The sequence below is a fragment of the Pelomonas nitida genome (genome assembly GCF_043555975.1).
GTDB classification, from domain to species: domain Bacteria; phylum Pseudomonadota; class Gammaproteobacteria; order Burkholderiales; family Burkholderiaceae_C; genus Pelomonas; species Pelomonas nitida.
Map to the genome: position 1 here is coordinate 186,838 of NZ_JBIGIA010000009.1, position 26,998 is coordinate 213,835.

Genomic DNA, 26,998 nt, shown 5'->3' on the forward strand with positions numbered 1-26,998 from the left:
TGGTCTTTCAGGGCGCGGCGTTCTCGCGCATCTGGTCAAGGGCTGCGGCCTCAATGGCGCGCACGGAGTCGAAGGTGTCGCGCCAGTCGTCGGCGTTCAGCTGCTCGCGGTCCAGCAGCCGCATGAGCGGCGTGTAGTCAAGGCCGGTAGCACCGCCCATCCCGACACGCCACTGAGTGGACACGTCGAGGAAAAGCCGCCAAGGCAACCAGTTGTCGGGCCACAGCTCGACGTGGTCATAACCGTAGTCCTCAGCGGTGAAGAGGCCGCCAGGCTTCGACCTGTAGTAAAGGGCCCTGGCGGCTTGGGTCAGTTTCCCAGCCGGCCCTCGCTCACGGCGCGGCCGTAGGCGGCCATGATGGCGCGAGCGGCTGCCGGGTACTCGTCGGCCAGCTGCGCCGCGTTCTCGGCATTCAGCGCCTCGTCGAGGCTCCAGCTGTCGAGCACGTCGACGAGATAGGCGCCGTTTTTCTCGACGGCCGCGGCCATGATGTCGGAGACGCTGGGGTCGGCGCCATCGGCGTCCGGCGCGTCGAAGGTCTGCGACAGAAACGCGCCGAACTGCTTGCGGCTGCGGTACTTGAAGGTGCAGCGAATGGCGCCTTCGGTGCCATCGGGCATTTCAAACTTGACGTCGACGGGAGCGAACGTCTTGGGCGGCTTGCCCAGGGTGATCTTGGCTGTCATGGTTTGGTGTCCTTCGCGGGGATGTTGAAAAGCCCGTGCCCAGCCAGGCATCCCCCGCGAAGAGGAGAACCCGGCCGGGCCGTGGCATGAGGTGCGCCGTTAGGCGCGGTGATCAGGAGGCGTAGCGGGTAAGACGATTGTTTCCGTTGACCGCGCAGGTGACCGTGTTGATCTGGCCGTCGTTGAGCTGCACGGCCTCGTTCAGCGCCACCGTGCCGGGCACCAGGTTGACCTGACCCGAGCGCGTGGTGATGCGCAGGATGGTGTTGGTCTGGACGTCGGTGAGGCTCTTGAGCGTGGTGTAGCCAGCGCCGCCGATGGCGTCGGCGTCGATGGTCAGCTGGTAGCTTGAGGCGTTGAAACCGTCGTTGATCGAGTAGCGGACGTCGGAGTCCATGTACTTGTAGTCAACGGACACGGGATCGCCGCCAGAGCTGCTGATGCCGGTGATCTTGTCGATGGTCTGCCAGGTGGTGACCTTGCGCACAGAGCCGGCGCCAACACCGACCGGGTAGAACGTGGTGTTGGTGGTGTCCATGCCCTCCAGCGTGATGGAGACGTTGGCAGTGACCGCCTTGATGCGGGCAGACCGCAGATTCAGGCGGCCCCAGCCGCTGGTGACTTCCACGATGTCGCCGGCAGAAAGGCCGGTGGTGCTGGCCATGCCGAGCACGGCCTCGGTGGCGTTGGACGCCGTCGTGAAGGGCAGCGAGGAGGCGAAAACCGCCGCAACTGCAACGGTGGTGCCGGTGGGTACTTGAGCCATGGTGAGGGCCTTTCAGATGTGAAAAAGCCCGCTGCAGCGGGCAAAGAAAAACCCGCCGCGAGTTGCCCCGGGCGGGTTGTTGGGTGTCAGGCCTTGCGGCCGGCGTTAGGTCAGGTGCGAGCGCTCCAGACCGAGAAGTCCTGCATGGAGCCGCGGCGCTCGGTGTCGTCGTCGAGATCGCCGATGGGCTCGGAGTCGGGCTTGGCCGTGAATGCGGTCGCTGCGCACAGCGCCGTCTCGATCGCGCGCGCCAGCGTCAGCGAGTCGCCGCGCGTGGTGGCCCAGCTGTTGATCTGCAGCATGGTGTGCCGCAGGCCAGAGCCGCCATCGACATAGCGCTGAGGGGTGCCGCCAATGTGCTGGTAGACCACATAGGGCAGCGCGGCGCCAGCCGGCGCGAAGTCAGGGTAGACGCGCGGGCAGCAGGTCTTCAGCACCGTGACCAGATCGGCCTCCATCATTTGACGTACCCCTTGGCTGCGAGCTCGGCGAGCCAGCGCTCGCGCATGGCGGCTTGCGCCTGCGGCATCTTGGCGGCGGCGCTGCGGAGGAAGGCCTTGGCCGGGATCTGGCGCGGCCCGCCGATGCGTGGCACGTAGTAGGCGTCCTTCACGGCCTGGGGGGCGCTGCGCTTGGGCTTGGGCTGGCCCACCATCTCGGGCCGAACCATCGGGAACATGCGGCCGCGCGAGTCGCGTGCGATCTCGTAGCGCTGCAGGTAGCCGAACTCGACCAGGAAGCCGTGCGGGGCCTTGGTCTTGTTCCAGCTGACGCGGTAGCTGGCCCGCCCCGGCGTGGTGTCGCCGTCGATGAAGGCCTGGTAGATGCTGCGGTCGAGGTTGCCAGTGACCCGGCGCAGGCGGCTGACGTTGAGCTTGACCTGGTCGTACAGCACCTGTGCCGCCGCCTGCGCGGCCGGACGGGCGGCGGCGTGAGCATCGGCCGCCAGCGCGTCAAGACCGAAGTCGGCGGCGGTCATGGTGATTGCAAAGGCGCTCACGACACGGCCTCGCAGACAAGGTCGACCATGTCGGCGCTGGGGCGCAGCACGGCCTGCACTTCGTAGGTCGTGGTTCGGCCGGCGGCCGTGTGCACCACGCGCATGCCTGCCGCCAAGTCGCCGCGCACCCGCACGCGGATGCTCGCGCGCACCTTGCTGAGCGCGGCGTCGGCCTTGATGGCCTGGGCGCCCGACAGGTGGCGCACATCGGCCCACAGCGGCGCAACATCGACCCAGCCGACGACAGGCTGCCCCAGAGCGTCCTCGCCGCTCGCGGGGCGCTGCAGTGTGATGCGGTGATTGAGGGTCATCACGCGAACGTGCGCTCAGCGTCGAGCAGGCGCTCGTGCAGCGGGTTGGGTGCGAGGCTGGTGCTGGTCATCGCCTCGGGGCTGCGAACCCAGGCGGCGACAGTAGCCTTGATGTAGAGCTTGACCTGCTCGGGCACGCTGGCCGGCGATGCCGGGCCTGCGGTCAGGTCGATCTGCACGCGCGGGCCGGCGGCGCGATCGGCCAGCGCCGGCCAGCTGGCGCCGATGGCCGGCGCGATGACCGTGCCATTGCCGCCGATGCCGCCCGCCGCGAAGGCGTAGGCACTGCCAGCGAGCGCAGCAAAGCCGCCGGCAGTCCAGTACTTGATCGCGCAGCCGGTGGCCGCACTGACGGCGATCGCGTCGGCCGGCCAGTCATCAAGCTCCGTGCGCAGCACCTGCGGCCGGTAGATGCGGCCGGTGATCTGCTCGGCCGACTCCCGCGCCGCCGTGATGGCGCCGGCAATCAGCGCGTCGAGGTCGTCACCGTCAAACCGGGCGGCCAGCTTGGCCTCGGCCAGGGTGACAGGCTCGACGCTGCCGTCGACGTAGGAGATGCGAGTGGGCATAGGGTGTGCTCGCGGAGGGGATGGGAATCAGAGCCGTTTGCCGACAAACGTGCGGCCGATACGCAGCGTGTAGCCCCCCACCGTGCCTGCAAGGTTGCGGCACTGGATGCGGACCATGATGTTGTCGCAGCCGGCAGGAAGCGGCATGCCGTTGGCAGCGACAACACCGGCAAAGTCAGGCGTTGGGGTTGTGGGCGACTGACCGCTGGTCAGACCGGCCACATAGGTTTGCCCGTTGTCCCACTGGCCATCAGTGAACGTCAGGTCAGTGGTACCTTGCCGCGCGACAAACTCGACAGTCAGCGCTCCGGCCGTGTACGCGCCAGCGTTCTTGACGCTGCTGTACTCCAGCTCGATGGCGCAATCGATCAGATCGCCCACATTGACACCCGCCGGAATGGTGAGCGTTGCCGCCGACAAAAGCCGATGTGTGAACACCGTGACGGTGTTCTGCAATGCCGACCAGGTGACGGTTGACTGCCACCAGGTCATGTCGGGGTAATCGGTGCGCGCCGGCCGCGTCATCACGGCGGTGTGCGCCGCGTTGGAAACCGCGTTGCCGTCGTTCTGCAGCCACCAGCCGTCGGGCACGCTGCCGCTCACCGTGTAAGTGAGGCCAGTTGGCGTGCCGGCGGTTGTCGTGATGGCCGCCCCGCCTTGCGTTGCAGACAGCGTGAACGTGGTCGAGCCGTTCGTGGCGATGATGTAGTAAGTCGTCGGGTTCGAATACCCGGTGATGCTGCCACCGCCGGCAAACGTTCCGCTGATCGTGACAGCCTGGCCTACCACCAACGACGTGCTGTTGCAACTGAACTGGCCGCCGGTGCCGGTGATCGAAACTCCGGCAAGCGTCGATGTGTAAACCCCCGGCATAGTCCCACCCGTGCCGCTCACGGTGGGGTACTTCACGAGGTTGCCGTAAGGGTTGGTGGCAGACGCCACACCGCCCAGCGAGGCGATCACCGGGCGCGGCTTGAAGATCCCGGCCACTGACTTAGCCAACGCCAGGCCCGTTTTCCAGGCGGAGATGACGAGGGTATGCGTCTTGTCGGTCGGGGTGTTAAAGCTGCCAGCAACCGCATCACACAACGTCGTCTGATCTTGGATCGGCGTGAAGGCGTCGAGCAGCATCACGCCCGGCTTGGTCTCGGCGTAGCGGCGCATCCAGTCGTTCACGCGCAGCATGTTCTCGACCTTGATGTGGCCGGCGCCAAGGCTGTTGATGTAGTTGTTCGGCAGGGCCGTCGCAAAGATCACCTGGATGCCGTTAGCCAAAGCCGTTTCAGCCATCCACTGGTAGTTGTCGATCGAATATTGGTAGCCCAGGTCAGCCTGCCCGCCCAACTGGCGGTCATTGATGGAGCACACGATGAGCGCCACAGATGGCGACAGCGCAACAACATCGGTCATGAACCGCGCGCGCATGTCTCCCGACGTGTCACCTGCACGGCCCGAGTTCCGAATCAGCTTGAGTGCGCCTGCGATAAAGATCAGGAACCAAGTCAGCCAGCCGATGTCGCTGGTCTTGAACTGGCGCGTGAAGTTGGCTGCGCCGGTCTGGCCGTTGTTCGAATTCGCGTTGTTGTTGTTCGAATCCCCGATGGAAACCAGAGTCAGGGCAGCGGTTTTCCCGCCCCCTGACACCGCACCCGCGCCCGCATACGCCTGCGCCGCCGGCTCCGACGAATTGCGCGGCGGGCCGTTCCACACCGTGCCGCCGGCAGTGTTGGTCGTCGCAACGCCTTCCGCCACCAGGGCGGCCTCCGTGGCTGCGTCCAGCGTGATGATGGCGTTCACGGGGATGGAGCCCCGGGGCGTGAGCAGCTTGATGGTCATGGCGGTGGCTGGATCTGATGGGGCTGATTACTCGGCGGCCTGCGCCTCGGCGGCGGGCTCGACGTGCACAACGGAGGCGGCGCCGCGCTGCGCGGCGGCTTCGATGGCTTCGGGGTGCTGATCGACGGCGCCGTCGTCAACAAGCGCCTGCACACGGCTGGCGGGCAGGGTCAGAAGCGTGTCGGCCGCGTAGCGCACGCCATCGATGTGCTCCGCGCGCAGCAGCAGCACGGTCAGCTCGGCGGCGGCCGGCGCGTCTGCTGGGGAGGTCGGCTCGGCGGTCGACGCGTCTGCTGAGGTGGGTTTCTTGGTGGCCATGTGATCTCCGATGGATTTGCACACCCGGGGCCGAAGCCCCGGGAGACTCACGCGATCAGGTCGCGCTGTTGACGTAGGCCTTGACGGCGCCGCCAACGTCCACCAGGTTGCCGCCGCAGCGCTGGAAGGCGCAGAAGCCGACCTGACCGTTCAGCGTGAATGCCGAGTCGGTGAAGCGGAACAGGGTGAAGTCCATCACCTCGCGGTGCCAGTACTTGCTGAAGGCGCCGAAGAGGATCGACTTGGCGCTGGCCGCCATGGTCGGCATTTCCTGGTTGATGACGATGCGGCGGTTGAGCAGGCGGTCGGGGGCGCCGCCAGGGTTGCCCTGCTCATAGCCCGGAACGAAGATCGGGCGGCCGTTGGAGTCCTTCAGCTTGCGCACCTTGGCCAGGCTGGTGTCATGCATCATGAAGCCGACGCCGGGCAGGTTGCGGTAGGCCGGGTCGACGCTGTGCTCCAGGTCGATCAAGTCGTCGTAGATGACGCTCGTGGTCTGGCCAGTCGTGCCGGTCTTGCCGGTGCCAGAACCCGTGACGATGCCGCGAGGTTGGCCGGTGCCGGTGCCGATGGTCGTGTGCTTGCCGCGGATGCGGCCCAGGCGAACGGCAAGGATGCTCTGGATGTAGCCCTCAATGTCGAACATTGAATCCTGGATCAGCTCCCACGGAACAGCGATCTTCTTGGAGCTGTAGCGGTAGACGTCGATCGTGATGTTGGAGAAGGCGGTGTCGAGGCCGGTGGCAGGCCCGTTCTGGCCAACGATCTCGCCCTCTTCCGCAGTCGGGTCAGCGGCCGGCACGTTCATCTGCGCGCCGCTACTGGTGCGCACACGTTCGCCTTCGCCCAGCATGGCGCCGTAGGCGCGCATGGCGACTTCCAGAGATTTGCTGAACTCAGGCGCAACGGTAAAGCCGCCTTCCGCCGGCGTGGTGGTGCTCATGGCGGCCTGGGGCAGGTTCCAGGCGGCGTTCTGGTCACCGCCGGCCTGGCGGGCGCGCAGTTCGCCGAGCTGGTCCTGGGACAGGGCGGCAAGGCCACCCGTCAGGAACGCGCGGAAGGCGCTGGAGGTCGCGGCGTGGGCGCCCTGCGTGCGGGTGTGGCGGTTGCGCAGTTCCTCCTCGCTGGGGCCGTTGGCGCCAGCCAGCGCCGCAGCGCGGAGTTCGCGCGCGATCTCGGCGTCGATGGACTCGATCTCGCCGAGCAGGTTGTCCATGTCGGCGGCATCGGCCGCAGGCATGCGTTGGTCAACCGCCCCGAGAACCTTCGGAATGTCGAGCCGTGGATGAACTGCGCCAACCGCGTCGCGATCGGCGCCGTGAAGCTGAAGGGGGTCGTTATGCACAAGCAGACCGGCCGATACCAAGCCACCTGCGCGAAGAAGTACCTCGGTCTGTTTGACACAGCCGAGGCAGCTGGCCGCGCCTATGACGCTGCCGCAGTCGCCAAGTACGGCCAGTACGCGAAGCTGAACTTTGGGAGCGCCTCATGAGCATCATCGACCTCATCCAGTGGGAAGACGCCGCCGGCACCTGCAACACCTGCCCCGGCGAGCTGGAGCCGGCCGAGTGCCTGCAGCGCGAGCCCGAGCGCAAGCCGCCCGCGATGCCGTGGCGCGCGCTGGGCGCTGGCTGCGCGGTCCTGCTCTGCGTGCCCCTGGTGCTGCACCTCGTGCTGGTGCTGATGCCCGCTGCTGTGCAGGTGGCCGCGCGATGAGCACCGACACCACCACCGAGGAGGCCCTGAGCCTCATCACGGCCGGCGCTGCGCTGCTGGCTGCCCTGTGCCTGGTAATCGCGCCGGCACTCCCCCTCCTCTTGCCTTGAGGTCTGCAATGGATATCGCCGAAGAAGTGGCCCGCGCTGAAGACGCGCAGCCCGGCCTGTTTGAACACACCGCCAACCAGGTCCGCGAGGTCATCGCCGAGCAGCTGGGCGCGCCGGTCGAAACGGTGACCGACGACGCCAAGCTCAGCGCGCTGGGCGCCGACGAGCTCGACCGCATGGAGCTGGCGATCGACCTGGAGCGCCTGCTCAGCGTCCGCATCGAAGACGACGACGCCTGGTGCAAGCTACCCACCGTCAAGGACGTCGTGCTCACGGTCTGCGGCCTGGTCGTCCAGGCTGCGGCGCCGAAGCAGCATGGGGTGCCGGCATGAGCGACTACACAGGCGCCGCACTGTCGGCGGCATCGGCGAATGCCTTGCGCGACAGCGAGGGCCTGACCGACTGGCTATCTGGCGAGTGCACGCGCGCGCCGACGGTCGGCTGGTGCCGAGTCCTGCGCGACAAGACCGCCGAGGACTTCGCCTCCACGTCCGTCCCCGCGCTCGTCGCGCTCGCGTTCGATGCCGGCCAGCGGCACGCCGTGCGCTGCGCAGCGATGGATGCGCTTTCCGCGCGCTACTGCTCGCAGCCTGCCGTCAAGGCAGCTATCGAGGATGGTGCCGATGACATCGCGCGCCAGATGGCCGACGACGCACGCGCCGAACTGCGCGAGTGCTGCCACCACTAACCACAGGAGCTTCCATGCCACTCTTTCAGCCGGCCACCAACGGCCAAGCTTTCCTCAAGATGGGCCTGATGGGGTTCGCGGGCGACGGCAAGACGTACACCGCTACCCAAGTCGCCATCGGCATGGTGCAACTCATGCGCAAGCGCGGCCTGGACCTGGGCAATCGGCCGGCCTTTTTCATCGACACGGAGACCGGCTCTGATTGGGTCAAGCCCCGATTTGACGAGGCAGACCTTTCGCTGATGGTCGCCAAAACCCGCTCGTTTGTGGACCTGCTGGAGGCGGTCGACGTGGCCGAGCGCGAGGGGTCCGTCCTGCTGATCGACTCCATCAGCCATTTCTGGCGCGTGCTGTGTGATGAGTACGCTCAAAAGCGCAACCGCAAGCGCGGCTTGGAGTTCTCGGACTGGGCGTGGCTCAAGGGCGAGTGGTCGAAGTTCACCGACCGTTTCGTCAACAGCCAGTGCCACATCATCATGTGCGGCCGCGCCGGCTTCGAATACGACTTTTTCGAAGATGACGCCGGCAAGAAGCAGCTGGAGAAGACGGGCATCAAGATGAAGGCCGAGGCCGAGACCGGCTATGAGCCCTCAATCCTCGTGCTGATGGAGAAGCACCAAGCGCTGGACGGAAACCGCGTGTGGCGCACGGCAACGGTGCTCAAGGACCGCTCAACCAAGATCGACGGAAAGACCTTCGAGAACCCGACGTTCAAGGACTTCCTGCCGCATATCGAGTACCTGAACCTGGGCGGCCAGCATTTCAGCGTGGACACGGGCCGCGACAACTCGGCGCTGTTTGCTGATGACGGGACGCCTCGCTGGATGCAGGAAAGGCGCGCCAAGGAGATCGCACTCGACGAGATCACGGAAGTGCTGAACAAGCATCACGGCGGAACGACACAAGACGCCAAGCGCGCAAAGGCCGATTGGCTCGAAAAGGCATTCAGCTCGCGCAGCTGGGAGCGGATTCAGTCGCTCGACTGGCCAACCGTCCGCGCCGGCCGCAATTTTCTTTGGCTGCAGTTGGAGGGCGTGGAGTACAGCTACCAGCCGCCCGACCACGAGAAGCGGCCCGAAGAAGAGCTTTCTGACGTGCCCGCCTAACCACTCAACGGGGCGGCAACGGAACTGCGGGTTAGCGCCGCAGGTTGCTCCGACTCCAACACGCTGCTTGATGCGACCCGTGAGCCGCCCCACCCACACCGAGGACGACATGACAAACCCTGCAATCGACATGGCGCGCCGATCGCTGCGCCACCTGCTGGCCGCACTGCTCGCTGCCACCATCGCCGCGCCGGCGGCGGCTTTCACGCCCGACGAAACCGCGTGGATCGAGACGATCAACGACTTCGCCGCCGACGTCGCCGACATGGGCGTCCCGATCTCCATCGCGGTCATCAAGGACGCTGACGACAAGACCAGCCCTGTGTCTATGGCGTGGATGGGCGGCCGCTGCGTTTTCATCGTCTCCGCTGCCGGCAATTCATACAGCCAGGAGGTCCAGCGATACGCGCGGTCGGCGGCTACAGCCCGGCTGGCGGCTGTGGCGCACGAGTACTGGCACTGCCTCCAGGTGCGCGGGATTGAGCGCGGCGACGCCGACATGCCGCCCGTGCGCAGCCCGCAGGCCGAGGCCATGGCTGACGCCTTTGCTGTGCTGTGGATCTACTGCACCCACCCCGACAGATACCGCGATGCCCTGGCGTTTTTTCGCAAGCTGCGCTCACACTCGCCGTCAGGTATGTACTCGATGAGCGGCAGCGCGATTGACGAGGCGGCCGAAAAGGCAGAGCGCGGCCACTCCTGCAGCAAGCAGACGGTGGGGGCTGTATGACTGGCGCAGCACACGACAAGACGGGTGCCCGCGCAGGGGATGGGATTCCGGCCGGCCTGACCAATGACCAGTGGTACGACCTGGCGCAGCGCCACGTCAACGCCGACTGGAACAGCGACCAGCCCGACGGCTTTCTGAACGCTATCAAGGCCGTGGCGCGGGACTTCGCCACCATCGCCGCAGCCCCTGCCGCACCAAGCGTGCCGGCCGGTTGGGTCTCGTTCGCTGACCTTGAGCCGCCGCGTGATGCGCGCCTCGACAACCCGGAAGTCGTCGCTGGCCGCCGGGTGCTGGTCACCAACAACGTCAAAGCGCGCGACGCAATGGGCCGCATGTCCCATGTCTGGTTCGTCTCGCCGATCAAGACGAACGACGGCTGGGTCGCCTTCGACGAAGCGGACAGGAAGATTTTCGACCTGACGTACTGGTTCGATCCGCTGGCCGGAGTTCAAGCCCCTGCCACTGGAGAAGCCGCATGACGGTGTATGCCTTCGAGGTGCGCTGCGGAGAGTACTCCCGCATCGTCAATGCCCACAACCGTGGCAAAGCCATCGCTGAGTACATGGGCGACGTGCGCGACTGCTGGCCTGATGTGCGGTTCACAGACTTCCGCGCCCGCAAGCTGGGTCAGGCCCACACCAGCGCAGCATTCGAGCGCACGGCAGCCTATCGCGGCTGGGCCGGCGTCAAGTGCGGCCAGCGCGTCCGACTGAAGGACGGCGGCGAGCTTGGGACCATCGTCGGCCACAACGACAGCGCCAACTTCGATGTCCTGTTCGACGAGGGCACGAGCCTCCACGGCCGCGTCTGCAATTGCCACCCGAACGACCTTGAGCGTGTCGCCGCGCCCCAAATCCAAGCCCCTGGCGCCGCACCGGGAGGCACCAATGGCTAAGGTCTCCTGGGCCGACATGAACCAGTACCAGCGCGCCGACGCGCGGATGCTGGTGGACGGCTACCGCGTCACACAGCACCACTCCGAGACGCCGGAGCAGTGGTTCGAGCGCGCCAAGGCGGAATGCCTGGCCGCCCTGGACGTGCGTCGCGCACAGGTCGAGTGCATGACCTTCGATCAGATGTTCCCGCCGCGACCGGCCGGCCTTCACCCTGCGACGCCCACCCCATGAGAAACATGAGCTTTGCCCTGACCGTGCCGCAGATCCAGTCCGGCACGAAAGACGTGACGCGCCGCCTGGGCTGGCTGCAGCTTAAGCCCGGCGACCTCATCCAGCCTGTGCGCAAGTGCATGGGCCTGCGCCCCGGCGAGTCCATCGAACGCCTGCGCGCACCGCTGCGCATCGTCGACGTCCGGCGCGAGCCGCTGGACATGATGACCACGGACCTGGACTACGGCATGGCCGAGGTGCGCCGCGAGGGTTTCGCCGACCACCCGACCTACCGCTGGCCCAGCGAGTGGGTGCGGATGTTCTGCGCCAGCCACAAGGGCTGCATGCCGCACAGCGTCGTGACCCGCATCGAGTTCGCCTACACCCAAGCCGAGGAATCCCATGTCTGACCTGCCATCCCCCCAGCCTGCACCCGCAGCCTTGGACTTCAAGTTCATCGAGTTCAACCCGCGCCGTGCCATGCGTGGCGCCGATGCCGCCCGAGTGGAGGTCATCGACGCGGCCGACCCGGAAGGCGGCGGCTGGCTCTGGATGAGCAGAAAGGACATCAAGGAAAACATGCGCTGGCACGGCGCACACCCCGAACTGCAAAAGGCCCTTGACGCCTACGGAGCACAAGCATGACCGCCGAAAACCAAGCCCCTGAGGGTGGGCCGGCGCTGCTCAGCGCCGAGCTGCTGGACCTTTGCCACAAACACGCCCCGGACTGCCCGACTGCGCAGGCCGTTGCACTCGGCCAGGCCGTGATGCATCGTCTGGCCGCCCAGCCCCAGCCCAAGGGGACGGCAGCCCTATCGGCCACCGAGCTTGCGGAGATGTGGCGTCTCGCGTGCGCGGACTGGAACGCTCAGGTCGGCGCACGCCCGGATCCGTGGGAGCACTTCGCCACGCGCCTGGCAGCCGCCCGCCCATCCCCCGCCGGTCGCACCTTGACCCCATGACCGTTGACGCACCACCCCGCACAGACCTGATGCTCAGCACGGATGAGCTGCGCGAGATTACCGGCTACATCAAGCCTGCCAGGCAGGTCGAGGAGCTGCGACGCCAGGGATTCTGGCGCGCGCGGCGCAATGCCGCTGGCGCCGTGGTGCTGGAGCGCAGGCATTACGACGCCGTGTGCGCCGGTGCAGGCGCGCCAGCGCCTGATGATGGACCTAGACTCAGGACGCCAGTCCTGCGCCGATCCTCATGATTCGCAAGTCGTCCGGCCTGCCGCCGCGGGTCTATGCCAAGCACAGCGCCTACTACCTGGTCACGCTATCCAACAAGTGGGTGCGCCTGTGCTCGCTCAAGGACGGCCTGCCCGCGATGTACCGCGCGCTGGCCAAGGTCGCAGACGCCGAACTGACGCGCGAGCTGATGCCCGGCGTCATCTCGCGTTGGTACGACGCCAAGCGTCCAGAGTGGGCCGACAAGACCGCAGACGACCAGCGGCGCATTGCCGACCAGATGGCCGAGGCATTCGCGGAGTTTGATCCGTCCCAAGTCACAACGCCAGTCTGCGCCAAGTACCTGGGCGGCTACGCCACCACAAAGCGCACCTACAACCTGCACCGGACCATGCTGCGCCAGGTACTGGCCTTCGCCGCGCTGGAGGGCCTGCGAGAGGGGCACAACCCAGTCGACAACATCCCACCCAAAAAGCTGGAGGGCCGGCACCGCGTCGTCACAGACGATGAGGTCAGGCGCCTCAAGGAGGCTGCCGCGCAACAGCCGCGAAACGGGCACGCGCTGGTGCAGATGATCGAGCTGGCCATGCTGACAGGCCAGCGCATTGGCGACGTGATCAAGCTGCGATGGCAGGACGTCACAGACCAGGGGCTGATGATCGACCAGGGCAAGGGCCAAGGCCGCACCAAGCTGCTGGTCAAGTGGTCGCCAGCGCTGCGCGCCGCCATCGCGGCCTGCGGGAGAGGCGGCGACAAGATCGGCCACGTCCTCAAGTCCGAGCGAGGCACCGGCTACACCTACGGCGGCCTGCGCAGCAGCTGGGAGCGGCTCTGCGAGCGCGCCAAGGTGGAGGATCTCCACATCCACGATCTGCGCGGACGGGCCGGCGTGGACGCCATGCTGGACGACGACGGCGAAGAGGACATCAAGGCCGCCCAGCGCCTGCTCGGCCACAAGTCCGAGGGCATGACAAGGCACTATGTCGAGGGCAAGTATCACAAGCGCGTCAAGCCATCAAGATAATGGCCCGCCCGGAGGGAATCGAACCCCCGACCCCGCGCTTAGAAGGCGCGTGCTCTATCCAGCTGAGCTACGGACGGCGCGGCAAAACTTAGACAAATCGGCCCGTCTTAGACAGACGGCGCGCGATTCTCCTATGAAAACTCAACTGCAACGCTGCTTAGAAGGCAGCTGCTCTATCCAGTTGAGCTACGGACAGCCAGAACGCGTGATTATCAGATCAACACGTTGATGATCGCGTTGCCAATGCCCATCAGTGCCGCACCCGACACCAACCCGGCGCAGATCGGCTCCATGCCTTCCACCCAGCGGCGATGGCCGGCCGTGCCCGGGCTGGACTCGTGCCGTGCGCGCATGCCCCAGAACAGCACGGCGCCGATGAACATGCAGATCACGGCGTCCGGCGGCAGCACCACGCCCAGGCCGATGGACACGGCCGACAGCGGGAAGCGGCCGCGCGTGGCAATGCGCAGCACCTCGATCACGACGGCGACGACGGCCGCCACCACCATCGACACGATGGCCGACGCCGGCAGCTGGCTCACGCCCTTGGCGATCAGCTCGGCCACGCCCTTCCACTGCAGCGCCGCCGGGAAGGCGAAGCGGTCGCTGACGATGGTGGCAACGCTGCGCACACCCTGGGCGTCCGGCGGCAGGAACAGCAGGTAGAACAGCGGCACGGCCGCCAGCACGCCGGCAATGATGCCGACGACGTGGCCCAGCGCCTGGTGGCGTGGCTTGCCGCCGAGCATGTAGCCGGGCTTGATGTCGGACAGCAGGTTGGCCGCGTTCGCCGCCACGTCGGACGTCATCGTCGCGGGCAGCAGGTTGGAGGCGGGGTTGCTGCGGTCCAGCGCGCCCATCGTGAATTGGGTGATCTTGGACAGCGCGCCGGTCGGCGTCCACGACGTCAGCGCCATCGCGTTGGTGCAGATGACGGTGAGCACGAGGATCAGCGGCAGCGCCACCAGACCCAGCAGCCAGGGCACGCCGAAGAACGCGTGCGTCAGCCAGACGCTGAGCAGGCCGAACACCGGCACGCCCACGTACGACAGCCACAGCGGCAGCTCGATGTCGCGCAGCAGGTCCTCGGCCGGCGCTTCGGCCGCACGCGCCCGGCGCTTGAACAGACTGGTGATCAGCTCCGGCTTGGCCAGCAACCCGACGATGGCGCCCACCACCATCATCGTGACCGCCCACCACAGCGACCACTGGTTGACGATCTCGGCGCGGTTCAGCGGCACCAGCGTGCCGTCGAGCTTGACGCGCGGCGCGATGTCGCCCGCCTGGATCATCAGCGGCGCCAGCAGGCCGAAGTTCAGCATCGCGCCCAGCATGCAGCTGCTGGCGACGGCGATGCCCATCAGCCCGCCGACACCCACCATCGCCATGTCCAGCGTGAGCCGCAGGCCCAGCACGCGGAAGTCGGTGCCCAGGATCTTGGGGATGTAGGCATCGGCCTTGACCGCCCAGTCGTAGTAGTACTGGTCCAGCCGCTCCTGCAGGTGCCAGGGCTCCTTCAGGCCCGCCCATTTGTCCAGCATCAGCAGCTTGAACTGCACGAGCTTCATCCAGCCATCGCTGACCAGCGCTTGGTACACGGCCGCGAAACCGGCGACCTTGCCCAGCAGGCGCGCCTTGTACATGCCGTCGCCGCCATCGCCCGAGTACAGCGACTCCAGCACCACGCCGCAGGCGCGGCCTTCGGGGAACGGAAGCTGGTCTTCATTGATGAAGCGACGCTTCATCGGGAAGGCCACCAGCACGCCCAGCACCGACACCACGACCAGCCACAGCATCAGCTGCCACCACGGGATGATCTGGCCCGACACGAGCATGTAGGCAGGCAGCCCGGCGATCAGCGGCATGACGGTGTAGCCGGCGGCCGTGGCGATGGACTGCGTGCAGTTGTTCTCCAGCACGCTGAAGTCCTGCGCCAGACCGGCGTTGGACAGCGCCTTGAACAGCGCGAAGGCCAGGATCACGGAGGTGAGGCCGACGCCGATGCCCACACCCGTCTTGGCCCCGACGTACAGCGCCGTCGCGGTGAGCACGATGCCCAGCAGGAAGCCGGTGGACGCCGAGCGCAGCGTGAGCTGCGGCATGTCGCGGCGATAGACGTTCTTGAACCACCACTCGTCCTTTTGGGCACGGGTCCAGGTGGCGATCTGCTCGTCGGTCAGGTGGGGAAGAGGCATGGAAATCTCGGGCACCGCTCGTGGCAGCGCCAGGGTTGCAGCAAAAAGCCGACGATTGTCCGGACCTCGCTCCCGCTTGATTTACCGGGATTTCCCCCTGAATGCAGGTCCTCAAAAAGACAAACCCGCCGGGGCCAGCAGGCCACGGCGGGTTCATGGAAAGGTTTGGTCGGGGCGGCGGGATTCGAACTCGCGACCCTCTGCTCCCAAAGCAGATGCGCTACCAGGCTGCGCTACGCCCCGATCAAGCCCGCCATTCTAATGCCTATTCTTCCCCCACCGGAACAAACCGGCCGGAACCGCTGATCAAGGCCGCCCGAACGGGCTCGCCCGGCTGCAATTCGCGCACCGCCTGCACATAGCTGCGCATCTGCGCCAGGTAGGCCGGCTCGCGCTCCGGCGTGGCGCCGAGCTTGTAGTCCAGCACCCACCAGGTGCCGTCGTCCAGCAGCACGAGCCGGTCGATACGCCGGTCCTCGCCGGCGGCATTGATGCCCACCTCGTTGCCCGCCCAGCGCAGCCGGGCCGGGTCGAAGAAGGGCTGGCAATCGGGGCTGCGCAGGATGGCCTGCGCCGCATCCGCCAGCCGCTGGCGATCGGCGGCATCGAGCGCGAAGGCCTGGCCGGAAGCCGCCACCAGCGTCGACAGCGGCTGCGTCTGGCCGGCTGCGCTGGCCCACTCCAGCACGCGGTGCAGGGCTTCGCCGAGGTTGGCCTTCGCGGCGTCATCGGCCGCGCCGTCGCGCACCGGCGCCGGCGGCGCCGTCCAGACCGGCAGCGGCAGGTGCATCGGCGCCGACGACGCCAGCACGGCCGCGTCAGGCGCATCGACGTCCACCAGCGCTTCGCCGAGCGGCGACAGCCGCGCCCACCAACTCGAGTCCGAGGCGCCACGCCGCGGCGGCGTGCGGCTGACGATGAGCAGGCGACGCGCCCGCGTCATCGCCACGTAAAGCGCGTTGAGCTCCTCGCGCTCGCGCAAGGCCTGCTCCTCGGCGATCAGCTCGGCCAGCGCCGGCGGCGGGCGCCGCTCCGACACCAGGAAGGCCAGCCGCACCGGCGCCGGCGACGCCACCGGCCAGTCGCAGGCCAGCGACAGCGTTTCGGCCCGCGGCGGCGCGGCGTCGGCGTCCAGCAGGATGACGGCTTGCGCCTCCAGCCCCTTGGCGCCGTGCACCGTCAGCAGTTGCACGGCATCGTCGGCCGGCGCCGGCGCGAGCTTGGGACTGCGGGACTTCAGCGCCCGCACAAAGCCGTACAGCTCGGCGAAGCGCCCGCCATCCAGGTTCAGCGCAGCCTCCAGCAGCGCGTGGACGGTGCGCACGCGCGCGGCCGCCTCCGACGGCGGCACTGCGGCCAGCAGGCGCGGCAGCAGCTCGCCTTCGTCGACGATGCGGTCCAGCAACTCGTGCGGCGTGCAGCGCGGGGCCGCCTCGCGCCAGGCCAGCAGCAGGCGCTGCGCGCGCGCCAGCGCCGGGCTGGGCGCCTGCAGCTCGGCCAGCGCCTCCCACCAGCCCCGCCGCTCACGCGGCGCCACGCCCAGCCATTCGGCGGCACCGGCCGCCTCGGCCAGCTGCAGCAGGTCGGCCTCGTCGACGCCGAACAGCGGGCTGCGCAGCGCACGTGCCAGCGACAGCGCATGCCCCGGCGAGGCCAGCGCGTCCAGCAGTGCGATCAAGTCCTGCGCATCGGGCAGGTCGGCCAGCCGGTTGTCCTCCGGCGCGACATGCGCAATGCCCGCCGCCAGCAACGCCTGCGCCATCTGCCGCAGCGGCTCGCGCTTGCGGGCCAGCACGAAGATGTCGCGCGGGCGCAGGCCACCGGCCAGCAGCCCATGAATGACGTGCGCCACGCGCTCGCATTCGGGCGCGCGGCGGGCGACCTCGGCCTCCACGCGTGGCTCGGTCAGGCTCGGGCGCCAGCGCTCGGGGTCGCTCGCCGCGCCGGCATCGGCGGCGGTCGGCCCGTCCAGCGTGAACAAGCCAGCCTGCGGGTCGGCGCCCTGCTCCGTCGTGTGCGGCCGAAAGCCGGGCATCTGCCCGTCGAACGCCGCGTTGACGGCAGCCAGCACCTCGGGGGCATTGCGCCGCGTGTGGTCGCAGGCCAGGCTGACACCGGCCAACCCGTCACGCACGAACTCGCCGGCTGCGGTGAACACGCGCGGCTCGGCGCGGCGGAAGCGGTAGATGCTCTGCTTGGGGTCGCCGACGATGAAGACCGAGATCTCGCCGCCACCCGGGCCGGCGTAGGACCCGAGCCAGCCGTGCAGCGCCTGCCACTGCAGCGGGCTGGTGTCCTGGAACTCGTCGATCAGCAAATGGCGCACGCGGGCGTCGAGCTTTTGCTGCACCCAGCCCGCCAGCTCGGGCCGCGCCAGCAACGCCAGCGCGCCGCGCTCCAGGTCGTTCATGTCGACGAGGCCACGCTCACGCTTGAGCGCCTCGAACTCGCCCACCAGCACCGCGGCCAGCGCCGCCATGCGGGCGTGCTCCACGGCCGCTTCGTGCTGGGCGATGTCCGCCGCCATCGCCTCGAGCGCGTCCACGCAGGCCAGTTGCTCGGCGGAGTCGCCCAGCCCCTTCTTCGCCGTGCCGGTCTTCGTGAAGAGCGCCGCCCAGAGCGCCGCGAACGTCGCGCCGTCGTCCGGCAGCGACAGCGCCTGCTCGATCGCGCCGGCAGCCTCCCGCGCCTTGACGCCCTTGGCACCGCCCAGTTGCACGGCCAGCGCCGCAAGCCGGGGCCGCCAGCCGGCCAGCGCCGCCAGCGGCTCGGGCACATCGGGCATGCTGGTCGCCAGCACACCGGCCTGGATGGCCAGGCGCAGCTCCACCCGCTTGCCGAAGGCCGTGAGCAGCCATTCGCGCAGGTTGTGTCGGCCGCGCGTGCCCGTCAGCGCCTGGAAGGCGGCCGCCAGCTCGGCATCGGCCAGCACGCGGGCGTGGAAGCGCCGCCACAAGGTCGGCATCAGTTCGCCCTCGTCCTCGACGAGCTGCAACTCCGGCGACAAGCCCTCGGCCTGCAGCACGGCCAGCGGCGCCGCGCGCAGCAGCTGCGAGAACCAGCCGTGGAAGGTGCGGATCTCCACCGGCCGGCCACCACGCAGCAGCTCGTCCTGCAGGCCCGCCAGCCGCGCCGCGCCGGCGCGCGCCTGCGGCAGCTCCATGCCCCGGGCAATGAGCTCGGCCACTCGCTGCTCCTCGCCAGCCGCCGCGAACTCGGCCAGCCATTCGAGCAGGCGCTCGCGCATCTCGCCTGCCGCCTTGCGCGTGAAGGTGATGGCGACGATCTCCTGCGGCTGCGCGCCAGCCAGCAAGGCGCGCAGGATGCGCGACACGAGCATCCAGGTCTTGCCCGCCCCCGCGCAGGCCTCGACCACCGCACTGCGCGCCGGGTCGCAGGCCAGCGCGTAGAAGCGCTCCCGCGGCACCCGGGCGCCGTCGGCGTAATAAGCGTAAGTGGTGCTCATGACCAGTCATCCCGGCGGCACAGGCCGCGCGCCTCGCAGTGATCGCAAACACCGCCCTCACCCAAGGCCCGCAACGGCTCTCGATCCAGCACTTGCTGCAAGTCGCCTTGCAGCCCCTCGCGCAGCCGCTGTGCGGTGACGAACACCTCGTCATGCTCGACCGCCACGACACCCGTCGAATCGTCCAGCGCCAGGTAGGCCGCCGACAGGTCCGGCGCCGCGTCCATCAGCAGCGCGTAGACGGCCATCTGCGTGTCTTCCAGCGGCTCCGCCACGCGCGCCTTGAGGCTCGCGACGCTGCCGGTCTTGTAGTCCAGCAGCAGCCGACGCGCCGACGCCGTGGTGTCGATGCGGTCGATGCGCCCGCGCAGCACCAGCTCGGCCAATGCACCGTCAAACGGCTGGCAGCGCCGGTCCAGCTCGCCACCCGCAAAGACCTGGCCCTGCGCCTCCGCCTCAGCCAGCCAGTCCACATAGCGCGGCAGCAGCCGCACGAAGCTGGCCTGCCAGGGCAGGAAGTCTGCCGCGTCCAGGCCGCGGCTCTCGGCCTCGGCAGCGGCCCGCAACTGCGCGGCCACGTCGCCCGGCTGGCGATCGGTATGGAAGCGATGCAGCACCGCATGCAGCCAGGTGCCGTAGTCGCGCTTCTCGATCTCGGCCTCCAGCTCATCGGCCTCGCCCAGGCCCAGCAGGTGCCGGCTGAAGAACTGGTAAGGGCAGCGGCGCAGCGCTTCCACGGCGCTGGCGCTGAGCGCTGCCGGCAGCCTCGCCGCCGCCACGCCGGCGCGAGCCAAGGGGCGCAGTTCGACGGCTTGCGGCACGCGCTCGTCCTGCCAGCGCAACAACGGCCACGGCCGCCCCGCGCGGCGCGCGGCTGCCACCAGCCGTTCGATCAACGGGCTGGCGGGCAGCGGCTCGGCACCGGCGCGTGTGCAGCGCAGCAGCGTCAGCACCGGCGCCCGCAGCGCCTGCACGAAAGCCTGCGCCTCGGCTTCGCGCTGCTGGGCCTGTGTCGGCAGGCCGATTGCGGCGGCGTCGGCGTCGCCCAGCAGGCTCAGGCCGCGGCCGCCGCGCCCCAAGGTGTCGGCATCGGCGCCGGGCAGCACGAGTGCGCGGAAAGGCCGCAGCATGGCCCGCACGAGCGGCGTGACGACGACCGGCGCATGCCCAGGGTCGGCTGGCGCGAACTGCCCCGCCTCCAGCACATCGCTGACCCAGGCCAGGAAGCCGGCAGCGTCCAGCCGGGCCCCGTCCAGCACCGCCTCGTGGGCGCTGCCGGGCCAGGGGTTGCGTGACAGCCACAACGCCGTCAGCACGCCCTCGCTGCCTTCCAGCCCCGCCAGCGGTTCCGGGCCCAGCGCCCGCTTGAGCTCATAAAGCCACTGCACCAGCGGCCGACGCCCACTGCTCGTCAGCGGCGCCAGCGCCTGACGCTTGGCTCGCCACAAGGCCTCGGCCGGCAGCTTGTCCATCGCGTCGAGCGCCTCGGCGCGCCCGATGCGGCGCCGCCGGCACAGCGATTCCAGCGCATCCAGCGCGGGCGACGGCTCGACCGTCAGCTTGAGCCAGGCAAGCCAGTCGTCCACCGCACCCCCGCCCAGCGCGGCACGCAGCAAGGCCATCAGCGCGGACGCTGCCGGCGTGGTCGCCAGCGTCCAGCCCGTCTCGTCGTGCAGCGGCACGCCCTGCCGCGACAGCAGCGCCCGCACGCGGCGCACAACCACCCGGTCCTGCGCGATCAGCGCCACCGGCGCACGTCCGGCCGCCAGGTGCTGCAGCACGGCCACCGCGCCAGCCTCGGCCAGCGTCTCGAAATCCGCGCACAGCGCCTCTTCGACACGCGCGGCGGGCACGGCCAACTGATCCAGGTCGGCATCGGCGTTGAGCAGCAGCGCCGGCACGTCGCCGCGCGCCAGCAGCGCCTGGGCCAGCGGGTCCGGGCCGCCGGCCTGCAACACGATCCACGCGCTGGGGCGATGACGGAACAAGGCGTCCGTCGCCGGCGCGCGGTCGTCCGAGGCCGCCCACTCCAGAGCCACCCACGTCAGGGCGCGCTCGATGCCGCCGATCGGGTCCTCGCGCAGGTGCTGCCGCGCGGTGTCGAACCAGGCGGCCCGCAGCGCCGGGTCGCGCTGCGCGGCGGCGCGCGCAAACGCATGCGCCGTCTCCACCAGGCGGGCCAGCGCCAGCCGGTAAGCGCGCGGATCGTCACGCTTGAGCCCCTGGGCCCAGCTCTGCTGCACCAGCAGCGCGTCTGCGGCCAGGGCGTCCACCGGCGCGTCGCCGCTGATCTGGTCAGGTGCAGCCAGTGGTGTGGGCCCCAGGGCGGAAGCCAGGCTGTGGGTCGTCGACAACAGCGGCAGCCAGCCACCACGTGCCAGGAACGCGCGCCGCGCCGGCGCCAGCTGCTGCGCGAACGGCAGCAACAGCACGGCATCCCGCAAGGCCGCGCCCTGACTGTCCAACCACTCGGCACTCAGCGCGGCGACGCGGCGCCAGAAACCGTCGATGTCTTCCCCAGGCTCCAGGCCCAGATTTATGGCTTGCAATCCAGGCCTCCCGTCCTCACGTTTAGTTCCCATTCGGTCACCCTCGTGACCTTCTGGGTAAAGATGGCTATGTCACAATCATTTTTGCCTATCTGGACGGCGCCAAAGGCGGCCGCCCCCTCTCTCAGGCCAAGGAACTTTCCATGAGCAGCGAATTGATCAAGCATGTTTCCGACGCGTCTTTCGACGCCGACGTGATCCAGTCCGGCAAGCCGGTGCTGGTGGACTACTGGGCCGAATGGTGCGGTCCCTGCAAGATGATTGCGCCCATCCTCGACGAAGTCGCCACGGGCTACGGTGACAAGCTGAAGATCGCCAAGATGAACGTCGACGAGAACCGCGAAGTTCCCGCGAAGTTCGGCATCCGCGGCATCCCGACGCTGATGCTGTTCAAGGACGGCCAGCTGGCCGCCACCAAGGTCGGCGCGCTGTCCAAGGCCCAGTTGACCGCCTTCCTCGACGCGAACCTATAATCGCGCCCAACTGTTGCGGCGCTCCTGGCGCCTCCGGTGCCCCGCCGCAACAGCCAAAGCCAACACGCCCCGGGCTTGCTGATCTCGAATCAGCAGTCCAGCCAGCGTGGACTCGGCTCCCCCTCCCTCCATTGCGTAAGTAGCCGAAGCAAGCCGCTCGTCGTTTGAGCGGAGCGCCATTCGGCCCTGTTCCGGGGCGGCCGTGGAATCGTCGTTGCGTCTTGGCTGGCGCCGCGACCCCTGACGGGTGTTCACCCATGCATCTTTCCGAACTCAAAGCGCTTCACGTCTCCGCCCTCATCAAGATGGGCGAGGAGCTGGAGATCGACAACGTCTCGCGCCTGCGCAAGCAGGAGCTGATGTTCGCCATCATGAAGAAGCGCGCCAAGGCCGGCGAGCAGGTCTTCGGCGACGGCGTGCTCGAAGTCCTGCCCGACGGCTTCGGCTTCCTGCGCTCGATCGAAGCCAGCTTCATGGCGTCGACGGACGACATCTACCTGTCGCCCAGCCAGATCCGCCGCTTCAACCTGCACACCGGTGACCTGGTGGAAGGCGAAGTGCGCGTGCCCAAGGACGGCGAGCGCTACTTCGCGCTGGTGAAGGTCGACCGCGTGAACGGCCAGACGCCCGAGGAGAGCAAGAACAAGATCATGTTCGAGAACCTGACGCCCTTGTTCCCCAAGGAGCAGTTCAAGCTCGAGCGTGAGGGCTACAAGGGCGAGGAGAACATCACCGGTCGCATCATCGACCTGACGTCTCCCATCGGCAAAGGCCAGCGCGCGCTGATCGTCGCGCAGCCCAAGACCGGCAAGACCGAGATGATGAAGAGCATCGCGCATGCCCTCGTCGCCAACGCACCGGAATGCCATCTCATCGTGCTGCTCGTCGACGAGCGCCCCGAGGAAGTGACCGAGATGCTGCGCACCGTGCGCGGCGAGGTCATCAGCTCCACCTTCGACGAACCGGCCGCCCGCCACGTGCAGGTCGCCGAGATGGTCATCGAGCGCGCCAAGCGTCTGGTGGAACTGAAGAAGGACGTGATCATCCTGCTGGACTCGATCACCCGCCTGGCCCGCGCCTACAACAACGTGCTGCCATCGTCGGGCAAGGTGATGTCCGGCGGCGTCGACGCGAACGCGCTGCAGCGCCCCAAGCGCTTCTTCGGCGCGGCGCGCAACATCGAGGAAGGCGGCTCGCTGACCATCATCGGCACCGCGCTGATCGACACCGGTTCGCTGATGGACCAGGTGATCTACGAAGAGTTCAAGGGCACCGGCAACTGCGAAATCCACCTGGATCGCCGCATGGCCGAGAAGCGCGTCTACCCGTCCATCCTGATCAACAAGTCCGGCACCCGCCGTGAAGAGCTGCTGCTCAAGCCCGAGATCCTGCAAAAGAGCTGGATCCTGCGCAAACTGCTCTACAACATGGACGAGATCGAGGCGATGGAGTTCATCCTCGACAAGATGAAGGCGTCGAAGAACAACCTGGACTTCTTCGACATGATGCGGCGCGGCGGGTAGTGAGACCAGGCCGGCGGCAGGACCTGCGTCCTGTCCGACGGCCGTCGAACGCCCGCGCATGTCTGGCATGCGCGGGCGCCTTCAGCCCTGAAACTAGCCAAGCCCAAGGGAAGCTCGCTATAATCGCGGGTTTTCCGCCCTGACACCCTGGAAAGTGCATCGACCCGCCCGGTCGGTGTGGCTCCCGAAGACCTGAGAGGTTCCCATGAAAGAAGGCATTCACCCCAACTACCGCGACGTCGTCTTCATCGACCAGTCCAACGGCTTCCAGTTCGTGACGCGCTCGACCGTCCAAACCAAGGAAACCATCGAGCTCGACGGCAAGACCCTGCCGCTGGTCAAGCTGGAAACGACGAGCGAGTCGCACCCCTTCTACACGGGCACGCAAAAGAGCGTGGACAACCTGGGCGGTCGCGTCGAGAAGTTCCGCAACAAGTTCGCTCACCTCAAGAAGTAATCGCCGAGGCGGTGTCGCACCGCTTCCGCCATGCAAGGGCAGCCTCGGCTGCCCTTTGTCATTTCTGCACGTCCGGCCACCCCATTTTTGTCAGGCACCACCCACGGCCGAGCGCGTCTTTCTGCGGCATCATGCCGGCCGATCCGATAGAAGCAGCCCTCCCCTCGTGAACCTGCCCACCCCCGCCATCGTCGCCGAGCGCGGCGCCGTGCGCCTGCCCAGACTGGCGCTGCTGCTGCTGTGTGCGGCCTACCTGCTCCCTGGCATCTTCGGCCGCGCACCGTGGCGCAATGCCGACCTCACCGCGTTCGGCTTCATGGCCAGCATTGCCCAGGGCAACGCCCCGTGGTGGAAGCCGGCCATCGCCGGCATTCCCGCCGAAGGTGGCCCGCTGCCCTATTGGCTCGGCGCACTGGCCATCAAGGCCTTGCCCTTCCTCGACGCCCCCGTTGCAGCCCGCCTGCCCTACGCGCTCGTGCTCGCAGGTGTGCTGGTGGCCGTCTGGTACACCTGTTTCCACCTGGCCCGCACCGACGCCGCGCAGCCCGTGGCCTTCGCCTTCGGCGGCGAGGCCCAGGCGGTGGACTACGCACGCGCCCTGGCGGACGGCGCACTGCTGGCCTTGATGGCCTCGCTCGGCCTGCTGCAACTGGGGCACGAGACGACGCCGGAGCTGGTGCAGCTGCTGGCCGTGTCGGTGTATCTGTACGGGCTGGCCGCGGCGCCATTTCGCCGCTGGCATTCGAGGGTGGCCGTGCTGCTGGCGCTGCCGGTGCTTGCCGCCAGCGAGGCGCCGACCGTGGCCTGCGCGCTGGGGCTGCTGGGCTTGCTGCTGAACCACCGCTCCAGCTATGAAGCAGCCAAGGACCAGCGCGTCTGGCTGCTGGGCGCGCTGACGCTGGCCGTGGTGTCGGCCTATGCGTTCAACGGCTGGGCCTGGCGGGCACGGCCGGGGCTGGATGTCGGGTCGCTGCTGAGCCTGCTGGCGTGGTTCTGCTGGCCGGCCGGCCCGCTGGCCCTGTGGACGCTGTGGCGCTGGCGCCGCCACGGCCTGCGCCGGCACATCACCGTGCCGGCCATCGCGCTGCTGGTGCCGCTCACCGCCTGCGTCGCCATGGAAGGCTCTGAGCGCCCGCTGTTGCTCGCCCTGCCGTCGCTGGCCATCCTCGCAGCCTTCGCGCTGCCGACACTGAGCCGCGGCTTCGCGGCGGCGGTGGACTGGTTCTCGGTGTTCTTCTTCAGCGCCGCCGCGCTGTTCTTCTGGCTCTACTACCTGTCGATGCACACCGGCTGGCCCGAGCGCCCGCTGGCCAACCTGCGCCGCCTGGCCGAGGGCTTCGAGCCGGAGTTCAGCCTGCTCGCGCTGGTCTTTGCGCTGGCCGCCACGGCCGGCTGGCTGGCGCTCGTGCGCTGGCGCACATCGCGGCATCGCCATGCGCTGTGGAAGAGCCTCGCGCTGCCGGCCGGCGGTGTCGCACTGGGTTGGTTGCTGGTGATGAGCCTGCTGCTGCCGCCGCTGGACTATGCGCGCAGCCTGGCGCCGCTGGTGTCGCGCCTGCAAGCGCGGCTGCCGAACGATGTGACCTGCCTGGCCGCGCCTGGCCAAAGCCTGCCGACGCTGGCCGCGCTGGAATGGCATGGCCGTTGGCGCGTGGAAGGCCGCGGCGAACTCGCCAGCACGCGCTGCACGCATGCCGTCATCAGCACCGGTCAGCCCGTGCCGCACGGCTGGCAGACCATGGCGCAGGTCAAGCGACCCACCGACCGCAGTGGCAGCGCCGGGCTCGTCCTCCTGAAGCGTCAGTGACCCGGCACCGCGGCCGCACCGAAAGCGGCCTCGTCGCCCAGCGCTGAATCGCTGACCTGGCGCACGCGCGCCGACGGGAAGAGCAGCCGGAAACGCGAGCCCTTGCCGACTTCGCTCTGGATCATCAGCTCGCCGCCATGCCGCTGCATGACATGCTTGACGATGGACAGCCCCAGGCCGGTGCCGCCCGTCTCGCGCGAGCGGCTGCCGTCCACGCGGTAGAAACGCTCCGTCAGGCGCGGGATGTGCTCCCGCGCGATGCCGGGCCCGGTATCCACGACGGCGAGTTCGCCGCTGCCGTCCTCCAGCAGCCGCCACACCACGCCCACCTCGCCACCGTCCGGCGTGTATCGCACGGCATTGGTCACGAGGTTGGCAATGGCACTGAGAAGTTCGCTCTCGACGCCGGCCAGTTCCACGCCGGTCACCGGCTTGAGATGCAGCGGATGGCGGCCCGCGGACAGCGCCTCCGCGTCCGCCGCCACACGCAGCAGCAGCGCGTCCAGCGCCACCCAGCGATCCGGCCCGGGGCGCGGGCTGCCCTCCAGTTGCGCCAGCGTCAGCAGGTCGGCAACCAGCGTCTGCATGCGCTGCGTCTGCTGGTTCATCAGCACGAGCACACGATCACGCTCCACCGACGTCAGCGGCAGCGAATGCATGGTCTCGATGAAGCCCGACAGCACGGTCAGCGGCGTGCGGATCTCATGCGAGACATTGGCGACGAAATCGCGCCGCATGCCTTCGGCGCGCAAGCGCTCGGTGATGTCCAGCGACAGCACCAGGCGCATGCCCTCGCCGTACTCGCGCACGACGATGGACAACGTGCCGGGCCCGCGGCTGTTGCCCAGCACCAGCGGCTCGGCGTAACGCCCGGCCTGCAGGTAGGCCACAAAGGCCGGCGCGCGCACGAGGTTGGTGATGCGCTGGCGCAGGTCCCGCTGCGGGTCCAGCGCGAAATGATCGGCAGCGACGCGATTGCACCAGACGATCTGCTCCTGCAGGTCCAGCATCAGCACACCGTTGGGTGAGGCCTCGATCGCCGACAGGAACTGCTCCAGCTCCAGCCGGCTGCGCGCGACGGCACGGTCGCGGTCGCGCACCGCGCGCTCGATCCGGTAGCCCACCTCACCCCACAGGCCCGTGTCGCGCGGGGCGTTCTCGAACTGATTGCCCCGCAGCCAGCCCAGCAGGCGGGAGCCACGCACCGCATCCACCAACATCATCAGCAACACGCCGCTGACGACGCCGACCGCCAGCCCCAGCCCATCCGCACCGCTGGCGGAGCGCACGGCAGCGCCAATGACGAATCCGAGCAGCGCGGCCACCAGGGCCATCAAGAGTCGCGGCAACAACCAGGTCATGCAGCTTGCT

The 26,998-nt window shown here is 68.3% G+C and carries 32 protein-coding genes and 2 tRNA genes; 18 read left to right on the forward strand and 16 right to left on the reverse strand.

Annotated features, from left to right (window positions below; genetic code table 11):
* Positions 1-7: 7 nt before the first annotated feature.
* The 10 genes from ACG00X_RS13570 to ACG00X_RS13615 form a co-directional block, all read right to left on the reverse strand.
* On the reverse strand, positions 8-208 hold the full coding sequence (locus tag ACG00X_RS13570; protein WP_394488720.1) for a DUF1799 domain-containing protein: 201 nt from the start codon (positions 206-208) through the stop codon (positions 8-10).
* A 101-nt stretch (positions 209-309) separates the two neighbouring features.
* Positions 310-687, reverse strand: a complete 378-nt coding sequence (locus ACG00X_RS13575; protein ID WP_394488721.1) for a phage tail assembly chaperone — start codon at positions 685-687, stop codon at positions 310-312.
* A 112-nt stretch (positions 688-799) separates the two neighbouring features.
* Positions 800-1,453, reverse strand: coding sequence for a phage tail tube protein (locus ACG00X_RS13580; RefSeq protein WP_394488722.1), 654 nt, complete (start codon positions 1,451-1,453; stop codon positions 800-802).
* A 110-nt stretch (positions 1,454-1,563) separates the two neighbouring features.
* Positions 1,564-1,914 (reverse strand): DUF3168 domain-containing protein, encoded by a 351-nt coding sequence (locus ACG00X_RS13585; protein ID WP_394488723.1) that lies wholly within the window; start codon positions 1,912-1,914, stop codon positions 1,564-1,566.
* Positions 1,911-2,432, reverse strand: coding sequence for an HK97 gp10 family phage protein (locus ACG00X_RS13590; RefSeq protein WP_394488724.1), 522 nt, complete (start codon positions 2,430-2,432; stop codon positions 1,911-1,913). The genes ACG00X_RS13585 and ACG00X_RS13590 overlap by 4 nt, the downstream gene beginning before the upstream one ends.
* A 17-nt stretch (positions 2,433-2,449) precedes the next feature.
* Positions 2,450-2,764, reverse strand: coding sequence for a phage head closure protein (locus ACG00X_RS13595; protein WP_394488725.1), 315 nt, complete (start codon positions 2,762-2,764; stop codon positions 2,450-2,452).
* Positions 2,764-3,333: a head-tail connector protein gene (locus ACG00X_RS13600; protein ID WP_394488726.1), complete on the reverse strand. Its 570-nt coding sequence runs from the start codon at positions 3,331-3,333 to the stop codon at positions 2,764-2,766. The genes ACG00X_RS13595 and ACG00X_RS13600 overlap by 1 nt, the downstream gene beginning before the upstream one ends.
* A 27-nt stretch (positions 3,334-3,360) precedes the next feature.
* Positions 3,361-5,169 carry a GDSL-type esterase/lipase family protein gene (locus ACG00X_RS13605; protein WP_394488727.1) on the reverse strand — a complete coding sequence of 603 codons (1,809 nt, stop codon included), beginning with the start codon at positions 5,167-5,169 and terminating at the stop codon, positions 3,361-3,363.
* A 27-nt stretch (positions 5,170-5,196) separates the two neighbouring features.
* On the reverse strand, positions 5,197-5,487 hold the full coding sequence (locus ACG00X_RS13610) for a hypothetical protein (protein ID WP_394488728.1): 291 nt from the start codon (positions 5,485-5,487) through the stop codon (positions 5,197-5,199).
* A 55-nt stretch (positions 5,488-5,542) separates the two neighbouring features.
* The gene (locus ACG00X_RS13615; protein WP_394488729.1) at positions 5,543-6,727 is read right to left on the reverse strand and encodes a phage major capsid protein; all 1,185 of its coding nucleotides are present in this window, start codon (positions 6,725-6,727) and stop codon (positions 5,543-5,545) included.
* A 45-nt stretch (positions 6,728-6,772) separates the two neighbouring features.
* Here ACG00X_RS13615 and ACG00X_RS13620 point away from each other — a divergent pair, with 45 nt between their 5' ends.
* The 14 genes from ACG00X_RS13620 to ACG00X_RS13685 all read left to right on the forward strand — a co-directional run bounded on the left by ACG00X_RS13620 (position 6,773) and on the right by ACG00X_RS13685 (position 13,157).
* Positions 6,773-6,979: an AP2/ERF family transcription factor gene (locus ACG00X_RS13620; RefSeq protein ID WP_394488730.1), complete on the forward strand. Its 207-nt coding sequence runs from the start codon at positions 6,773-6,775 to the stop codon at positions 6,977-6,979.
* Positions 6,976-7,203 carry a hypothetical protein gene (locus ACG00X_RS13625; RefSeq protein WP_394488731.1) on the forward strand — a complete coding sequence of 76 codons (228 nt, stop codon included), beginning with the start codon at positions 6,976-6,978 and terminating at the stop codon, positions 7,201-7,203. The genes ACG00X_RS13620 and ACG00X_RS13625 overlap by 4 nt, the downstream gene beginning before the upstream one ends.
* Positions 7,204-7,321: 118 nt before the next feature.
* A complete protein-coding gene (locus ACG00X_RS13630) occupies positions 7,322-7,645 on the forward strand; it encodes an acyl carrier protein (RefSeq protein WP_394488732.1) in 324 nt (107 codons plus the stop codon).
* Positions 7,642-8,001, forward strand: a complete 360-nt coding sequence (locus ACG00X_RS13635) for a hypothetical protein (RefSeq protein WP_394488733.1) — start codon at positions 7,642-7,644, stop codon at positions 7,999-8,001. Before ACG00X_RS13630 ends, ACG00X_RS13635 begins: the two co-directional genes overlap by 4 nt.
* 14 nt (positions 8,002-8,015) lie before the next feature.
* On the forward strand, positions 8,016-9,107 hold the full coding sequence (locus ACG00X_RS13640) for an AAA family ATPase (protein ID WP_394488734.1): 1,092 nt from the start codon (positions 8,016-8,018) through the stop codon (positions 9,105-9,107).
* Positions 9,108-9,186: 79 nt separating this feature from the next.
* The gene (locus tag ACG00X_RS13645) at positions 9,187-9,837 is read left to right on the forward strand and encodes a hypothetical protein (protein ID WP_394488735.1); all 651 of its coding nucleotides are present in this window, start codon (positions 9,187-9,189) and stop codon (positions 9,835-9,837) included.
* Entirely contained in the window at positions 9,834-10,316 is a 483-nt protein-coding gene (locus tag ACG00X_RS13650; RefSeq protein ID WP_394488736.1) for a hypothetical protein, read from the forward strand. Before ACG00X_RS13645 ends, ACG00X_RS13650 begins: the two co-directional genes overlap by 4 nt.
* Entirely contained in the window at positions 10,313-10,732 is a 420-nt protein-coding gene (locus ACG00X_RS13655) for a hypothetical protein (protein ID WP_394488737.1), read from the forward strand. Before ACG00X_RS13650 ends, ACG00X_RS13655 begins: the two co-directional genes overlap by 4 nt.
* The gene (locus ACG00X_RS13660) at positions 10,725-10,964 is read left to right on the forward strand and encodes a hypothetical protein (protein ID WP_394488738.1); all 240 of its coding nucleotides are present in this window, start codon (positions 10,725-10,727) and stop codon (positions 10,962-10,964) included. The genes ACG00X_RS13655 and ACG00X_RS13660 overlap by 8 nt, the downstream gene beginning before the upstream one ends.
* Positions 10,965-10,969: 5 nt before the next feature.
* Positions 10,970-11,353, forward strand: a complete 384-nt coding sequence (locus tag ACG00X_RS13665; RefSeq protein ID WP_394488739.1) for an ASCH domain-containing protein — start codon at positions 10,970-10,972, stop codon at positions 11,351-11,353.
* On the forward strand, positions 11,346-11,588 hold the full coding sequence (locus ACG00X_RS13670; protein WP_394488740.1) for a hypothetical protein: 243 nt from the start codon (positions 11,346-11,348) through the stop codon (positions 11,586-11,588). The genes ACG00X_RS13665 and ACG00X_RS13670 overlap by 8 nt, the downstream gene beginning before the upstream one ends.
* Positions 11,585-11,905 (forward strand): hypothetical protein, encoded by a 321-nt coding sequence (locus ACG00X_RS13675; protein WP_394488741.1) that lies wholly within the window; start codon positions 11,585-11,587, stop codon positions 11,903-11,905. The genes ACG00X_RS13670 and ACG00X_RS13675 overlap by 4 nt, the downstream gene beginning before the upstream one ends.
* The gene (locus ACG00X_RS13680) at positions 11,902-12,156 is read left to right on the forward strand and encodes a DUF4224 domain-containing protein (RefSeq protein WP_394488742.1); all 255 of its coding nucleotides are present in this window, start codon (positions 11,902-11,904) and stop codon (positions 12,154-12,156) included. Before ACG00X_RS13675 ends, ACG00X_RS13680 begins: the two co-directional genes overlap by 4 nt.
* Entirely contained in the window at positions 12,153-13,157 is a 1,005-nt protein-coding gene (locus ACG00X_RS13685) for a tyrosine-type recombinase/integrase (protein ID WP_394488743.1), read from the forward strand. The genes ACG00X_RS13680 and ACG00X_RS13685 overlap by 4 nt, the downstream gene beginning before the upstream one ends.
* Here the strand turns inward: ACG00X_RS13685 and ACG00X_RS13690 are convergent.
* From ACG00X_RS13690 to ACG00X_RS13710, 5 genes are all read right to left on the reverse strand, one after another.
* Positions 13,158-13,234, reverse strand: a tRNA-Arg gene (locus tag ACG00X_RS13690). It lies immediately after the preceding gene.
* A gap of 135 nt (positions 13,235-13,369) precedes the next feature.
* Entirely contained in the window at positions 13,370-15,352 is a 1,983-nt protein-coding gene (locus ACG00X_RS13695; protein WP_394488744.1) for an OPT family oligopeptide transporter, read from the reverse strand.
* A gap of 166 nt (positions 15,353-15,518) precedes the next feature.
* A tRNA-Pro gene (locus ACG00X_RS13700) sits at positions 15,519-15,595 on the reverse strand.
* A gap of 22 nt (positions 15,596-15,617) precedes the next feature.
* Positions 15,618-18,818 carry a UvrD-helicase domain-containing protein gene (locus ACG00X_RS13705; protein WP_394488745.1) on the reverse strand — a complete coding sequence of 1,067 codons (3,201 nt, stop codon included), beginning with the start codon at positions 18,816-18,818 and terminating at the stop codon, positions 15,618-15,620.
* The gene (locus tag ACG00X_RS13710) at positions 18,815-21,367 is read right to left on the reverse strand and encodes a PD-(D/E)XK nuclease family protein (RefSeq protein ID WP_394488746.1); all 2,553 of its coding nucleotides are present in this window, start codon (positions 21,365-21,367) and stop codon (positions 18,815-18,817) included. The genes ACG00X_RS13705 and ACG00X_RS13710 overlap by 4 nt, the downstream gene beginning before the upstream one ends.
* Before the next feature lie 143 nt (positions 21,368-21,510).
* On the opposite strand from ACG00X_RS13710, the gene trxA reads away from it, so the two are divergent.
* From trxA to ACG00X_RS13730, 4 genes are all read left to right on the forward strand, one after another.
* Complete coding sequence (trxA, locus tag ACG00X_RS13715) at positions 21,511-21,840, forward strand: thioredoxin TrxA (RefSeq protein ID WP_394488747.1); 330 nt, start codon at positions 21,511-21,513, stop codon at positions 21,838-21,840.
* 257 nt (positions 21,841-22,097) lie between these two features.
* Complete coding sequence (gene rho / locus ACG00X_RS13720) at positions 22,098-23,363, forward strand: transcription termination factor Rho (RefSeq protein ID WP_394488748.1); 1,266 nt, start codon at positions 22,098-22,100, stop codon at positions 23,361-23,363.
* 205 nt (positions 23,364-23,568) lie between these two features.
* Positions 23,569-23,820, forward strand: coding sequence for a type B 50S ribosomal protein L31 (locus tag ACG00X_RS13725; protein WP_394488749.1), 252 nt, complete (start codon positions 23,569-23,571; stop codon positions 23,818-23,820).
* A gap of 166 nt (positions 23,821-23,986) precedes the next feature.
* Positions 23,987-25,627 (forward strand): hypothetical protein, encoded by a 1,641-nt coding sequence (locus tag ACG00X_RS13730; RefSeq protein ID WP_394488750.1) that lies wholly within the window; start codon positions 23,987-23,989, stop codon positions 25,625-25,627.
* Here ACG00X_RS13730 and phoR read toward each other — a convergent pair.
* On the reverse strand, positions 25,621-26,988 hold the full coding sequence (gene phoR, locus ACG00X_RS13735) for a phosphate regulon sensor histidine kinase PhoR (protein WP_394488751.1): 1,368 nt from the start codon (positions 26,986-26,988) through the stop codon (positions 25,621-25,623). The genes ACG00X_RS13730 and phoR overlap by 7 nt on opposite strands.
* Positions 26,989-26,998 lie beyond the last annotated feature (10 nt).